Raw genomic sequence first — 12,819 nt, 5'->3', positions numbered from 1 at the left:
GGTTTGCTAAGTGCTGCTATTGTACCCCTTGAGCCCTTAACAGGCTGTACCACCCTCAGGGGAGAACCTGAGTAAAGAGGTGGTTAAGAATCCCTCTCCATTAGGCCAGAGCCCGGAAAAGAGGCTAATCCCCCAACTCCGGATCCGGCCGCACCCGCACCTCCATTTGGCGCAACAGGCGCAGCGAGCTCTCCGGCCCGTCGATCATCTGCTGCTCGTTGATCCAGTAGGTGGCAATGCCCAGGTCTTCCAGAAATCGAATGTAGGGATCCGGCGGCGGCCCGTCGAAAACGGCGGCTTTCTGAACGGAGAAGCCCTGTTCGATCCAGGGGGTGAGGGCAAAGCGCTCGTAGTAAAATAATTGCCCCACCACCTCCTGGAGCGCCTCTGCGGCATCTTTGTGGTGCAGCAATTTCACCTCGGCCAAAAGCAGGTGTCCATCCGCCACCGCCAGAAAGTCAAACGTGTGCTGGTCTTCCCGCACCTCCAGCCCAGCCAGGCGGAACCAGCGGCGAAAGTGGTGCAAGATCTCGTTGTGGCGTTCGCTGCGCTCCAACTGACGGCGACGGCGGCGCTCTGCCATCAGCGGGTCTGTCCCGGCACAGGCAGGGATCCCGCTGCTGCGAAACTGGGGCGGCTCATCCGGATCCAAAACCACCTTGCCCCCAGCAGGGTGATGCAAGAGGGGGGGCATAGGAGGCAGGAGCTCGGCGGATCCCCACTCCACCTCCGGCTGCGCAGCCAGGGCGAGCAGATGGCGATTGAGAGGGTGCTCAGGGTGGGTGTCAAACAACAGCTTGAGTTGGGAGTGGCTGAACTGAAAATCCAGGCGAAACTGCTCCACCGAAAGGCTGCTGCGCCCCTTTTGCAGAGTCTCCTGGCCAAAGTAGAGCATCACCAGCAGAGGATAGATGGGCAGGGGGCGATGGGGCGGGATCAGCATGGCCCACATCGCGTCAGTCCAGTGGGGGAGCAAAATCTCCGCCTGTTTGCCCTTGCCCACCACCTGCAGCATTTTGGGGTGTCCCGCCTTCCAGCCACAGGGGTGGTCGTCGAAGCCACAGGTTTGCCGCCCCTGATCCACGCTCAAGGGGTAGCGCCCGTCGTAGAGGCGAAAAGGACAGAGATCCCGGTCTTCGGCCAGAAAACGCTCGTCCTGCCACAGATGGGCGGCCAAAGCATGACAACCAATGCCCTCCTGGCTGTTGCAAGCCTTAAGCCAGCGCCGTTCCGCCAATTTGCCGCCCACTTTGCTCGGCGCCAGGGGTTGGACAAGGCCGTTTTCCCCTTGGTTAAACAGGGGCCACACCAAGGGCTCCCCCGTCTCCGGCAGGGTGGGCAGCAGGGGGTGGACTTTGCTGTAAAACGGGTCGCAAATGCGCTGGGCCACCTGCTGCAGAGGCAGGCCATGAGGGGATCCCACCGCCGGCAGAAGAGATCCCGAGCCGGCCTGGGCGCGATGGTACTGGATGGCCAGGGCCACTTCTACTCCTATTGGACGCAGTTCCGGCGTCAACTGCCGGTAACGCTGCAGCAGCCGCGAGGCGTGCACAAACAGGTCGTAGCGCCGAACTGGGACTGCGTCAGCCATAGGGTTGCCGGAGAAATTCCTCGCCGACTTGAGCAAAAGCTGGCTATGGACGAGCTTCTCGGTCTCAAACAGGATCGAGATTGGGTTTGTTGTGTCTGCAAATGCTGACTTGCCGAGCGCAGCGGCAGGAAGGCCCGTTTCGCTTGGCACCAGGTCAGTTGTCAGTGTAGTAGAGAAACCCCGGCGCGGAAAGATTTTGCGACTTGCTCCCGCCAAAACCAGCGGCAACAGGCTAGCAGGGAACGATGCTCCGGCCCTAACTCGGTTACCGAGAGCCGGTGCGGCGGTTTCGCTTTCGGCAATCCCATACCTTTTCCGGGATCCCCGGCTGCCTGGGCTACCATAAAAAGCTGTAGGGCTTTTGCATGAAGCATCACAGGTCATGGCCAATATTCAGCGGGATCCTGAGGTCAACGGGTCGGCGGCCACCGCCCTTTCTTCACAGCCTCAGCCTTCGGCGCCCCCCTTGCCTTTGCTGGTTATGTTTCGCCTGGGCCTATTTCAGATGGGCTTGGGGATGATGTCGCTGCTGACGTTGGGGGTGCTCAACCGGGTCATGATCGACCCGGAGCTGCTGGCCATCCCGGCTACGGTGGTGGGGGGATCCCTGGCCATGCACCAGTTGGTGTCTCCAGCCCGCGTCTGGTTTGGGCAGCTTTCCGATGCCAAGCCTTTGTTGGGGACGCACCGCAGCGGCTATGTGCGCCTGGGATCGGTGTTGTTTGCCCTGTGCATCTTCTTGGCGGTGCAGGTGGTGTGGGGCTTGGGGCAGAGCTTTGCCAACAGCGGCTGGTCGCCGGCTACCTACGGCTGGATTGCTCTGGCTGCCTTGATGTTTGCTCTCTACGGGCTGTGTCTGAGCGCCTGCTCCACGCCCTTTGCGGCGCTGCTGGTGGATGTTTCCGATGAGCACAACCGCTCCCAGTTGGTGGGGATCGTCTGGTCGATGCTGATGGTGGGCATCGCCGGGGGGGCGATTGGCTCGGCGGTGCTGCTGCGCGGCCTGGATGCCGAGAACTTACAGAGCACGATCAACCGCCTTTTCATCATCATCCCTGCCGTGGTGATCCTGCTGGGGGTGATCGCCACCTGGGAGGTGGAAGAACGCTACTCTCGCTACGGATCCCGTTCCACCTTGGTGGGTCGGGAAGACCAGATCACCCTGGGCACGGCCATTAAGGTGCTCACCGCCAGCCGCCAAACCGTGATCTTCTTCGGCTTTTTGGCCCTGATGACCATGGGCCTGTTTATCCAGCAGCCGATTCTAGAGCCCTATGGCGGCGAGGTGTTCGGCATGACCGTATCCCAAAGTACCCAGCTCAACGCTTTCTGGAGCCTGGGCATTTTGGCGGGAATTGTGGTGACCGGATTTTTCATCGTGCCCAAGTTGGGCAAGCAGACCACCACCCGCCTGGGCTGCTTGCTGGTGGCCCTTTCTTTTGGCCTAACCATTGCCTCAGGGTTTACGGGCGAGCCGCGGCTGCTGCAACTGTGCATGATCCTGTTCGGCTTAGCTTCCGGGATCACCACCAACGGCGCCATCAGCTTGATGTTGGATTTGACAGCGGCTGAGACTGCCGGCACCTTTATTGGGGCTTGGGGCCTGGCCCAGGCGATGTCGCAGGCGCTTTCTACCCTCATTGGCGGCGCCTTGCTGGATTTGGGGCGGCTCCTCTTCCCCACTTCCTCGGTGCTGGCCTATGCCACCGTCTTTGGGGTGGAGGCGGCGGTGATGCTGCTGGCGGTGTACTTGCTGGGACGGGTGAGCGTGGCCGAGTTCCGGGAAAACACCAACCGCGCCCTGACCGAGGTGCTGGCGCTGGAGCTGGAAAGCTAACGCCCTTTGGCCGGCTCGTAGTGGCGACACCCCTGGCAGGGCCCGCTGGGGTTGACGGCGCAGCGCAACAGGGGCGAGCGGGCGTTGAAGCGGCAGGAGGGATCCCCCAGAAACTGGCCTGCTTCGGGAGGTGGGCTCACCGGGCGAATGAGGGCGCGGATGCCGCAGAGGTGATACTTGCCCTGCCGCAATTGGTAGGAATGACGCTTTTCCAAAATTAGGTAGTGCTGCTCGGCCAGTTGGATGTAGGTACCCGGATGGGGGCTGCTCTCCCAGGGGCATTCCTCCACCACCTCTCCCGAATCCGCATCGATCCACTGAATGGGCAAGGCCGGGTTGACAGAAGACATAAGGTGCCAGGGAGGCCAGCCTGGAGAACAGACCGGCAAACAATAGGATGGACGCGGTTTTGCCTGTACTCGCTCTATTTAGTGTAGAGGATTTTCCTTGGGCGGGCCGCCAATTGGGGGGGAGGGTTGAGTCCTAGGTTCTCGCGCCTGATCTAGATCTCCTTCTTCCGAAGGGAGGTCACCTCCATCTCTCCCGCCTCGAGTAGCCAGAAACCTCATCTCTTGCCGAGGGGGTTACCTTAGACCCTGTTTTCTCACTGTGGCATGATGGGTCAGAAGCAAAAATTGGTAGCCTGGCCGAGGATAGGCCACGGGTGAGCCACATCTGCCTGGAGCGACCGGAGTCCTTATGGTAGGGCAAACCTTGGCTGGCCGCTATCAGATCCTAGAAGAACTGGGATCCAGCGGGCAAACCTACCTGGCCCAAGATGGCCATTGCCCCGAACAGAGCTGGGTGGTGATCAGGCGTTGGCAACCTCGCTCTCCCAAGGGGGAAGAGCCCTCTGCTGCCCGGCAGCGATTTCAACAGGCAATGGCGCTGCGGGAACGCCTGGGATCCCATGACGCTATCCCGCGCCTGCTGGCCTATTTTGAGGAGGAAGGGGGCTTTTACTGGGTGGAAGAGTGGATCCAGGGGCAGACACTGGAACAGGCCCTGCGCCAGACCACGGAGCAAGGGCAGCTTTGGTCAGAGGTGGAGGTGCGGGCCTTTTTGCAAGATGTGTTGCAGACTCTAGCCTTTCTGCAGGGTGAGGGGGTGAGCCACGGCAATTTGCGGCCCTCTTGCTTGCTCTGCCGACAGTCCGATGGCCGTTGGATGGTATTGGGCTTGGGCCAAGCTATGGCCTCTGCCGGTTCTGGATTGGAGGCTTCCTCTGCTGGCGGCGACCTCGATGCCTTGGGCCTCCTCGCCTTGCAAGCCCTCTCAGGGATCCCGACCCACAAGCTGTTTCGCGATCCGTTGACGGGAGAGCTGCGCTGGCACGATCTGGCTCCTACCAGCGCTCCTTTCGCCGCTTTTTTGGATGGCCTGGTGGGTTGCGACCCGCGGCAGCGCTTTGCTTCGGCAGCGGCAGCTCTGGCTGCCTTGCAGGCTTTGTCTCTGGCAGAAGGTGTCTCTCCCGGCGCTGAGATCTTGCCCGACCCTGTTGCCGTCGATCCCTGGCAGGAGCCGACTACGCCGCCGCGCTCTCCCGTATCGTTGCGGGCGCGTTTCTGGATCCCACCGCTTTGGGCGGGGAGCAGCCTGGCGGCTTTGCTGGTTTTGTTCGGAGTTGCTGCCTGGCAACTGGCGGCCAACCTTAGCCGGTGGGGAGAGAAGGCAGTTGTGCCTAGGGACTCTGTCCCGCCCGCGGGAACAATGGCAAATTTGGGATCCGCTGGGCCCAACAGCTTCAGCTTCACAGAGCAGCCGCCCAATCCCTCCAAGACTGGAAGCCCTGCCCTCGACTTGGCAGATTGGGCCAAGTCCTTACGGCTCAAGGCCAAGCTGGAAGGTCCCGCCGCCATCACCGCCCTGGCCATCAGCCCGGATGGAAATCTCCTGGTTGCCGGGGGGGATGACGGCGTCATCCGCTTTTGGGATCCCCAGGCCGGCCAACTACTGCAGAGCTGGACAGGCCACGAAGGCTCGATTGAGACGCTGGCCATCAGCCCGGATGGCACCTTTTTGGTGAGTGGAGGGGCAGACAAGACGGTGCGGGTCTGGGATCTGGCTGCTCTAGGGGATCCCGCCCTGCGGTCGGGGGAGGGGGTGCCACGGCTGCAATTGCAAGGACACACCGACTTGATCAACAGCGTCGCCATCAGCCCCGATGGCCGTTGGATCGCCAGCGGCAGCGCCGACCGCACCATCCGCCTTTGGCAAGCCGAGGACGGCCAGTTGGTGCGCACCATCGACAGCGCCGCCTACCCGGTTACCCAAGGGGCAGGCATTACGGCAGTGGCCTTTGCTCCCTCTGGGTTGGCGGAAGAAGGGAGCTCGCCCTGGATCCTGGTGGCTGCCAATGGGAATCCCGCCGTCTATCTCTGGGATCCCAGGAGTGGAGCGTTGCTGAAAACCCTCGAAGCCGACTACCCCATCGAGCAGGTGCTCCTCAGCCCCGATGGCCGCCACTTGCTCGCCGCCAGCGCTTCCGGCATCTGGATCTGGAACGTGGGCACGGGATCCCGGGAGCGCACCCTGCCCCAGCCCTTATCCGGCTTGGCCACCCTTGCCCTCAGCCCCGATGGTCGCTTGCTGGCCAGCAGCACCGATCACCGCGCCCAGCAGATCAAACTCTGGGATCTGCGCAGCGGCAAAGAGTTGCGCACTCTGGGCGGCCAGACCTGGATGGTGAGCGCTCTGCTGTTCGGCCCCGATGGTCAGACCCTTCTCAGCGGCGGCGCCGATGGCGCCATTCGCATCTGGGGGCCAGAACATCCCGCCTCTGAAGCGGAGAAGGGGACTCAGCCTTGAGGAATCAAGCCAGGTAGAATACTCGACGGAGGAGGGATCCCGGCAGAGCATGGGCAGAGTAGTCATTATCGGGGCGGGGCTGGCCGGCTTGACCTGCGCCAAGGTGCTGGCCCAAGCGGGCCAAAGGGATGTTCTGGTCCTAGAGAAAAGCGACAGCCCCGGCGGGCGGGTGCGCACCGACGCGGTGGAAGACTTTCGTTTGGATCGCGGCTTTCAGGTGCTGTTTACGGCCTATCCCCAGGTGCGGCGGCATCTGGATCTGAGCCAGCTCGATCCCCGCCCCTACCGTCCGGGAGCCATGTTGGCCCAACCCGGTCGCTGCTGGCTGTTGGGAGATCCCCTGCGGGATCTGTCCAGTATCTTTCCTTCCCTGCTCAACCCCTTGGCCAGCTTTGGCGACAAGCTCAAGGTGCTGCAGTTGCGGGCAGAGCTGGCGCGGCGCACCCCGGAGCAGGTTTTCCAAGAAGGACTGGGGGGATCCGATTGTTCGGTGCGGGAGTTTCTGGAAAGGTACGGGTTCTCCGCCAAGATCTGCCAGCACTTTTTCTACCCCTTTTTCCGCGGCATTCTTTTGGATCCGGAGCTGGCCAGCAGCGCCCGCCTCTTGGCCTTCTATTTCAAGATGGTGGCCGAGGGAGCCATCGTCACCCCGGCCTTGGGTATGGGAGAACTGGCCCGCCAACTGGCCGGCCACCTTGCCCCAGAGCAGATCCGCTACCAAACCCCGGTGGAGCGCATCCTGGTCCAAGAGGGAAAAGTGCGCGGGATCCGCACCGCCGACGGCGAGGAGATCCCTGCCGAGTGGGTGGTCTGCGCCACCGATGCTCCTCAAGCGCGGGCCTGGCAAGCGGAGCTCTGCCCCCACGCCGCTGTACCCATCCCCACCCAGGGACGAGCGGTGACCTGCCTTTACTTCTGCGCCCCCTTTTCCCTAACTCGCGGCCCTTATCTGTACCTCAACGCCGGCGGCCAAGGCTGGATCAACCACTGGGTGCAGCTCACCCACCTCAGCCCGGCGCTGGCTCCTGCTGGCCAGCACCTCTATTCGGTGACGGTGCTGGGAAATCCCCCTCTGGGCGATGAAGAGCTGGCCCAAGCCTGCCGGGCCGAGCTGCAGACCTATTTTCCCAAAGCCCCCTTGGAACAATGGCGCCTGCTGCGGGTGTATCGGATCCCTTTTGCCCAGTTTGTGCAGCCGCCCGGCTTTCAGCAGCATCTGGTTCCCACCTTTAGCGGCCTGCCGGGCCTCCTTTGGGCCGGGGAATACACCCACCAGAGCAGCCTCGAGGGATCCCTGCGCAGCGGCGAACAGGCAGCGGCGTGGATTCTCCAAAAATCGGCGTAAATCTGTACAAAGCAATACAGACTTTCTTAAGCCTATTCCCAGCAACAAAGCTGGGATCCCGTGGTATGAAGGGGGTGGACTTGGTTGCCCACGAGGATCCCTCCGCCATGCAAAACGCCACCCTTAGCCCAATCCCGCTCCTGCAGCGGTCGTTTGAGTTGGTAGGTCCCATCTACTGGCCGCTGCTGATCCTGGCCTCTCCAGGCTTTATCCTGGCCATCGTCACGGAGCTGACCCCACTTCTCGGGGGGATCCTCCAACTGGCCTATGGCATTGTTGTTGCACCGATCCTAGGCGGAGCAGCCTTGTGGCTAGTGGATCAGCACCTGAAGCGGCAAGCTCCCCTGCTGGGCAACAGCCTCAACCGAGCGGTCTCGAAGGCAGTGCCTCTAGTTCTGAGCACCCTCTTAGCAGCACTCCTCTCTTGCCTTGCCTCCATCTTTCTGATCATTCCAGGCATTTATGTAGGGGTTAAGCTGGCCCTCACACCTTGTGCCATTGCTCTAGAAAATCAAGGAACTACAGGAGGGCTGCGCTACAGTTGGAATCTCGTCAAAGGTCGTTGGTGGGGCGTGTTTTGGGCCCTTCTGATTGGGGGCTTTATTCTCGGTTTTGGGGTTGGATTGATAGTTGTACTTGTCAGTAGAGTTGTGGCTGATTTTGGCGACTCTGTGGTGAACGTAGTTAGGACTGCCGCTGCCACAGCCGTTGTGCCCATCTTCTGGGTCTATGTGGTTCTCCTGTTCCGATCCCTGCAACGATTGAAGGGGCAGGCGGCCTCCTAGTTTCCGCTTTTGCCCCCATTGGGGATAGCAAAAAGGGTGCTCCCCGTGCCTAGCTTTGAGATGAGAAGGGATCCCTTTTTGGGATTTCGGCTCAACCCAAGATGTCCTAGGTGAGATCCCGTGGTATGAAGGGGGTGGACTGGGCTGCCCACGAGGATCCCTCTGCCATGCAAAGCGCCACCCTTAGCCCGATTCTGCTCTTGCGGCGGTCGTTTGAGTTGGTAGGCCCCATCTATGGGCCGTTGCTGATCCTGGCCTCTCCCGGCTTCATCATTTCCATCATCGCCGAGCTAATCCCACTTTTCGGGGGAATCCTCAACTTGGCCTATGTCCTGATTGGTGCGCCCATCCTGGCCGGGGCAGCCTTCTGGTTGGTGGATCAGCACTTGAAGCAGCGAACTCCCCCGCTGGGCAACAGCCTGGATCGGGCTGTCTCTAGGGCAGTGCCTCTGGTATTCGGCAGTATCCTGCTGGTGCTGATTGTCTCGCTGGGGATGCTGTTGTTTGTGCTTCCCGGTATCTACTGGGGAGTGAGGCTGGCTTTCACGCCCTGCGCAATTGTCCTGGAAGACAAAGGCACTACAGAAGGGTTGGGCTACAGTTGGAGCCTCGTCAAGGGCCGCTGGTGGGGAGCGTTTTGGGCACTTCTTATCTTTGGCCTCACGGTGGTTGTGGCATTTCTGGCCGGGAATTTCATCTTTGGCTTCACGGTAGGTGTGATTTCGGGTGTGATTTCGTCTTATGACGAGACTTTTGCTGAGAAAATTTTGGAAGTTGTGAATGTTGTGAGTGTGACTGTGGTTGGGAATGCTGCCGCCACGGCAGTTGCGCCTATCCTCAATATCTATACAGTGCTCCTGTTCCGATCCCTGCAACAATTGAAGGGGCAGGCGGTCTCCTATTGGGGATAGCAAAAAGGGGGTTCCCCGTGCCTAGCTTTGAGATGAGAAGGGATCCCTTTTTGGGATTTCGGCTCAACCCAAGATGTCCTAGGTGAGATCCCGTGGTATGAAGGGGGTGGACTGGGCTGCCCACGAGGATCCCTCTGCCATGCAAAGCGCCACCCTTAGCCCGATTCTGCTCTTGCGGCGGTCGTTTGAGTTGGTAGGTCCCATCTACTGGCCGCTGCTGATCCTGACCTCTTCTAGCCATATCGCGTTCTTCGTTGTAGGTCTGACCTCACCTTCCCTCGGGATGATCCTCTCCTTGCTCCTCCTGGCCTATGTCCTAGTCGGCGCGCCCATCTTGACAGGAGCAGCCTTTTGGCTGGTGGATCAGCACTTGAAGCAGCGAACTCCCTTGCTGGGCAATAGCTTGGATCAGGCTTTCTCTAAGGCAGTGCCTCTGATATTCGGCAGCCTCCTGGTGAATCTGATTTCCTCACTAGGGATGCAGCTGTTTGTGTTTCCCGGCATCTATTGCCGGGTAAGGCTAGCTTTCACCCTCTGCGCAATTGCCCTGGAGGACAAGGGTGCCACAGAAGGGTTGGGCTACAGTTGGAACCTGGTCAGGGGCCGTTGGTGGGGGGTGTTTTGGGCATTCCTGGTCGTGGTTTTGATCTTCGGCATCTCAATCCTGCTTTTGCCTTTTGTTGTGGCGATCTTGGGAGCTACCCTAGCTGCAGTTGTAACTGGGGGTAATACCGACATCATAGGACTTGCGCTTCTGGTTTGGGCGCCTGTGGTAGCTCTCTTAGCAGTTGTGGTCGGGTTTGCCGCTTTCACGGCAGTCACGCCTATCTTCAATGTCTACACGGTGCTCCTGTTCCGATCCCTGCAGCAGCTGCAAGCGCAAGCAGCGTAGTTTGGCTTGCCCTCACCCCCAATCCTTCCCCCCTGGCGAGAGGGAAGTTGCAGTTGGCCTAGGGAGAAGGGCGCTCCAGGATCCCTCCCCCCAGCAGGAGATCCCCGTGGTACCAGACGGCAGCTTGGCCAGGAGTGACCCCAAACTGCGGCTCGGCAAACTGCAGCTTTACCCGCTCCGGCGATTCCGGGATCAAGGTGGCCGGCACGGCGGGGGTACGGTAGCGCACCTGCACTTCTACCGCTAAGGGCTCGTCCGGCGCAGGGGTCGAGACCCAGTTCACCTGCCGCACCCAGGCCTCGGCTTGGGTGGCTTCTTCCCGTTCCCCCACCACCACGCGGTTCATGGCCGCATCGATGCGCACTACATAGAGCGGGCGGGAAGAGGCAATGCCCAGCCCCTTGCGCTGGCCAACAGTGTAGTGGTGAATGCCCTGATGGGATCCCAGCACGCGCCCCTGGGTATCGACAATTTCCCCCGGCCTTTGACCCAGGTGCTGATCCAAAAAGTTGCGCATCGAGCCGTAGGTCTCGATCAAGCACAGATCCTGGCTTTCGGGCTTATTTGCCGTAACCAAGCCGTAGCGCGCGGCAATCTGGCGGGTTTGGGCCTTGGTGTAGTTGCCCAAGGGGAAGAGGCTGTGGGCCAGGTGCTCTTGGCTGAGGTCGTAGAGAAAATAAGACTGATCCTTCTGCCGATCCACCGCCCGCAGCAGTTGATATCGCCCCAGCTCGCTGTTGAAACGTACCCGCGCGTAGTGGCCGGTGGCAATTTGAGAGATGCCCAGGGTCTCGCGGGCATAGGTTAGCAAGGGACCAAACTTCACCAGCTTGTTGCATTGCGAGCAGGGCAGCGGTGTGATCCCGTCCGCATAGCCGGCCACCAGGTAATCGACAATGTTGGCTTGGAACAGCTCGCGGCTATCCACAATATGGTGGGGGATCCCCAATTGCTCACAGATGGCGGCGGCGTCCACCAGGCCGTCGGTGCAGCACTGGCCTTTCCCCCGCATCAGCCAGAGAGTCACCCCCTCCACGGCATAGCCCTGTTCGTGGAGAATGGCCGCCACCGTGGAGCTGTCTACCCCCCCAGAGAGAGCCGCCACAATGCGAGGCCGAGAGGGGGAGCCGGCTATTTCTGGAGCAACGAGAGGATAGGGGCTGGTAGCCATCGCAGAGCAGAGGATCAGGAAAACCAAAGGCCGGCAAATCCTCGACGGAGCCCTCCGAGAACCCCGTCCCTACATCAGGCCGAACCCAGATCTTCAGCTTAGCTTGCTTCTGAATCGGCTGGCCGGGATCCCGGTTCCGGGAAGCCCCTTTGGCGCAGCCGCCGCAGCGAATCCAAAGCCGCCGCGGCAACGCTATCGTGGGGATCTTTGGCCAGATAGTTGAGGGCGGAAACGCTCTTGGGCGAAGGCAGATTTCCCAAGGCCTGGGCCAGCCGCTGCCGCACCAGCCAATCTTCCGACTGGGCAAACCGCAGGATGTGATCCAACGCCCGCAGATCCCCCAGTTCTCCCAGAGCAGCAATGGCCGCCTGCTGCAGCAGCTCTTCCGGCCCCTCCAACGCCCGCAGCAATACGTCGTAGGCTCGGGGATCCTTCAGGTTGCCCAGGGCCACGGCGGCGCTGAAGCGCACCAGCCACTCCACATCTTCATAAAAAGCACGCACCAGCGCCTCAAAAGCCCGCGGATCTTCCAAGTAGCCCAGGGCGCCTGCCGCATCGGCGCGAATGCCGTAGTCCGGGTCTTGGGTGAGAATCTCCAGCAGCTTGGGCAAACAGGCGTCCGTCTGCTTGATCCCCAAGGCAAACACGGCAAAAGAGCGCACCTGCAGGTTTTCGTCGTCGATGACCTGCAAAATCAGCGGCACCGCCTGCTCTGCCGGCACATCTCGCAACTGGGCCAAGGCCACCATCCGGTCCGCAGAACGCGGGCTGCGCAAGCGTTGAGCGATCTCCTGTAAACGGGCGGGGTTGGCGGGATCCAAAGCAGAGACAGTCATGGCGTTAACAAATATTTACAATCTTTCTTCAGTATGGCAAACGAGGCTGCGCTTGGACAGAGGCCGTCTTTGTCTGGCCCGGTCGGGATCTCTGGGGACATGGTGCCACTGTTTCGATCGACAAATCCTAGCACTGTTGTCGAGAAAAGCAGGTTGACTTGGCCCCATCACGAAGATTTTGGATATTTTGGTGGAGAGGATACGAGGCTCTCTCCCGGTGGTCTCTATGCTGAAATCGCTGCCTGCTCGCCCATTGTCCTGCTTTCTTGTAGCCGGCCTGCTGTTGGCAGGGGGCGTTGCGTTTTTGGCCCCCCGTTGGTTCCCGGCTCTGGCCAACGAACAGGCTGTTCCTGAGGCCGAACTGGCGCTTCGGCCCCTCTTGCCTCCGGGATCCCGGATCCTCAGCTCGCGGCGATTGAGCGACACAGAAGCGGAAATTTGGGTGGAGTCTCGGGGGGGAACCAGCCCTGTGATCATGCGGCTGAATGCTGCAGGGACTTGGGAACAGGATATGAGCGCCACCTTGGCCCGCGGAGCCAGCCAGATGCAAGCTCTCGCCCGGCAACAAACGGTGAACTTGCCTGCCGGCTTTGGCCAGACCGCCCCCGATCAACCCCCGCCGCCGGTGCCCTCCCTTCTGCAG

Annotated in this window: 10 protein-coding genes and 1 pseudogene; 7 read left to right on the top strand and 4 right to left on the bottom strand. The window is 60.9% G+C overall.

What is annotated here, in order from left to right; all coding sequences use genetic code 11:
* Positions 1 to 124: 124 nt before the first annotated feature.
* Positions 125 to 1,591, bottom strand: a complete 1,467-nt coding sequence (locus NW855_RS04435) for a hypothetical protein (protein ID WP_414508398.1) — start codon at positions 1,589 to 1,591, stop codon at positions 125 to 127.
* Positions 1,592 to 1,973: 382 nt separating this feature from the next.
* On the opposite strand from NW855_RS04435, the gene NW855_RS04430 reads away from it, so the two are divergent.
* Positions 1,974 to 3,428, top strand: coding sequence for a BCD family MFS transporter (locus NW855_RS04430; RefSeq protein WP_414402880.1), 1,455 nt, complete (start codon positions 1,974 to 1,976; stop codon positions 3,426 to 3,428).
* Here NW855_RS04430 and NW855_RS04425 read toward each other — a convergent pair.
* Positions 3,425 to 3,778, bottom strand: coding sequence for a DUF6464 family protein (locus NW855_RS04425; RefSeq protein ID WP_071813485.1), 354 nt, complete (start codon positions 3,776 to 3,778; stop codon positions 3,425 to 3,427). The genes NW855_RS04430 and NW855_RS04425 overlap by 4 nt on opposite strands.
* 349 nt (positions 3,779 to 4,127) lie before the next feature.
* On the opposite strand from NW855_RS04425, the gene NW855_RS04420 reads away from it, so the two are divergent.
* The 5 genes from NW855_RS04420 (at position 4,128) to NW855_RS04400 (ending at position 10,169) form a co-directional block, all read left to right on the top strand.
* Positions 4,128 to 6,236, top strand: coding sequence for a WD40 repeat domain-containing serine/threonine-protein kinase (locus NW855_RS04420; RefSeq protein ID WP_011428966.1), 2,109 nt, complete (start codon positions 4,128 to 4,130; stop codon positions 6,234 to 6,236).
* A 49-nt stretch (positions 6,237 to 6,285) separates the two neighbouring features.
* Positions 6,286 to 7,581, top strand: a complete 1,296-nt coding sequence (locus NW855_RS04415; protein ID WP_414508397.1) for an FAD-dependent oxidoreductase — start codon at positions 6,286 to 6,288, stop codon at positions 7,579 to 7,581.
* Between the two features lie 65 nt (positions 7,582 to 7,646).
* Positions 7,647 to 8,366 carry a hypothetical protein gene (locus NW855_RS04410; RefSeq protein ID WP_414402878.1) on the top strand — a complete coding sequence of 240 codons (720 nt, stop codon included), beginning with the start codon at positions 7,647 to 7,649 and terminating at the stop codon, positions 8,364 to 8,366.
* Between the two features lie 125 nt (positions 8,367 to 8,491).
* Positions 8,492 to 9,277: a glycerophosphoryl diester phosphodiesterase membrane domain-containing protein gene (locus tag NW855_RS04405; RefSeq protein ID WP_414508396.1), complete on the top strand. Its 786-nt coding sequence runs from the start codon at positions 8,492 to 8,494 to the stop codon at positions 9,275 to 9,277.
* 97 nt (positions 9,278 to 9,374) lie between these two features.
* Complete coding sequence (locus NW855_RS04400; RefSeq protein ID WP_011428969.1) at positions 9,375 to 10,169, top strand: glycerophosphoryl diester phosphodiesterase membrane domain-containing protein; 795 nt, start codon at positions 9,375 to 9,377, stop codon at positions 10,167 to 10,169.
* 58 nt (positions 10,170 to 10,227) lie between these two features.
* Here the strand turns inward: NW855_RS04400 and mnmA are convergent, their stop codons facing one another.
* Positions 10,228 to 11,340 carry a tRNA 2-thiouridine(34) synthase MnmA gene (gene mnmA / locus NW855_RS04395; protein ID WP_011428970.1) on the bottom strand — a complete coding sequence of 371 codons (1,113 nt, stop codon included), beginning with the start codon at positions 11,338 to 11,340 and terminating at the stop codon, positions 10,228 to 10,230.
* Positions 11,341 to 11,438: 98 nt separating this feature from the next.
* Positions 11,439 to 12,176, bottom strand: a complete 738-nt coding sequence (locus NW855_RS04390; protein ID WP_099812630.1) for a HEAT repeat domain-containing protein — start codon at positions 12,174 to 12,176, stop codon at positions 11,439 to 11,441.
* A 226-nt stretch (positions 12,177 to 12,402) separates the two neighbouring features.
* Between NW855_RS04390 and NW855_RS04385 the strand changes: the two are divergent.
* Positions 12,403 to 12,819, top strand: a pseudogene (locus NW855_RS04385) (hypothetical protein); the annotation flags it as partial.

The organism is Synechococcus sp. RC10B2 (assembly GCF_047502635.1).
Note: the sequence above shows the minus strand (reverse complement) of the source record. Positions and strands in the feature narration are given on the sequence as shown.

Excerpts from the sequence above, each read along its gene's own strand:
- NW855_RS04405 (WP_414508396.1), top strand. The coding sequence starts at position 8,492 with ATGAAGGGGGTGGACTGGGCTGCCCACGAGGATCCCTCTGCCATGCAA.
- NW855_RS04410 (WP_414402878.1), top strand. The coding sequence starts at position 7,647 with ATGAAGGGGGTGGACTTGGTTGCCCACGAGGATCCCTCCGCCATGCAA.
- NW855_RS04435 (WP_414508398.1), bottom strand. The coding sequence starts at position 1,591 with ATGGCTGACGCAGTCCCAGTTCGGCGCTACGACCTGTTTGTGCACGCC.
- NW855_RS04390 (WP_099812630.1), bottom strand. The coding sequence starts at position 12,176 with ATGACTGTCTCTGCTTTGGATCCCGCCAACCCCGCCCGTTTACAGGAG.
- mnmA (WP_011428970.1), bottom strand. The coding sequence starts at position 11,340 with ATGGCTACCAGCCCCTATCCTCTCGTTGCTCCAGAAATAGCCGGCTCC.
- NW855_RS04420 (WP_011428966.1), top strand. The coding sequence starts at position 4,128 with ATGGTAGGGCAAACCTTGGCTGGCCGCTATCAGATCCTAGAAGAACTG.
- NW855_RS04415 (WP_414508397.1), top strand. The coding sequence starts at position 6,286 with ATGGGCAGAGTAGTCATTATCGGGGCGGGGCTGGCCGGCTTGACCTGC.
- NW855_RS04400 (WP_011428969.1), top strand. The coding sequence starts at position 9,375 with ATGAAGGGGGTGGACTGGGCTGCCCACGAGGATCCCTCTGCCATGCAA.
- NW855_RS04430 (WP_414402880.1), top strand. The coding sequence starts at position 1,974 with ATGGCCAATATTCAGCGGGATCCTGAGGTCAACGGGTCGGCGGCCACC.
- NW855_RS04425 (WP_071813485.1), bottom strand. The coding sequence starts at position 3,778 with ATGTCTTCTGTCAACCCGGCCTTGCCCATTCAGTGGATCGATGCGGAT.